This window comes from Nocardia sichangensis (assembly GCF_047200615.1).
Taxonomy (GTDB): domain Bacteria; phylum Actinomycetota; class Actinomycetes; order Mycobacteriales; family Mycobacteriaceae; genus Nocardia; species Nocardia sichangensis.
Genome location: NZ_JBJZOK010000137.1, coordinates 1 through 502, shown reverse-complemented (window position 1 = coordinate 502; position 502 = coordinate 1). Strand labels below are relative to the sequence as shown.

1 protein-coding gene is annotated in these 502 nt (G+C 63.9%); it reads right to left on the bottom strand.

Annotation, left to right across the window (positions count from 1 at the left end; genetic code table 11):
- A partial coding sequence (locus ACL03I_RS39485; protein WP_412808670.1) for an MspA family porin occupies positions 1–502 on the bottom strand: 502 nt, incomplete at both ends.

Genomic DNA, 502 nt, shown 5'->3' with positions numbered 1-502 from the left:
CCGCAGCCGTTCAAGCCGATGGTCTCATCAGCCCACGTCACCGAACCACTCGTGCCCTTGAAAGCATTACGGGTCTTGTGCGTCTCGTTACCGAAATCGTCGGCCTGCTCCAAATCGAGCACATAGAACGACTTCGCCTGACCCGGACCCAACGACAAGTTGCCACCGGAGTTGGCACCCACGCCACCGGTGACATTCTGGCCGTCGCTCCAGTCCAGATTGCCATCCACACCACCGGTGGCACCGCCACCAGCGATATTCACCTGGCAGCCCACGGTGTAACCCGGGAAGATCTTGCCCCCGGCCGCGCCGGAGAGCTCGACCTGCGCGCTGCCCGAGACCCATGCGTTGCGGTGCAACGGCGTCGCGCCCATGGACGGGCTGATGTTGGCCGATTCGCCGACCAGACGGATGGTCACAACGGTGCCATCGGACAACGTCTTGGTCAGCTCCCCACCCGGCAGCGGAACGAAGGTGTCGGCATTCGCCGCACCGGTGGAGA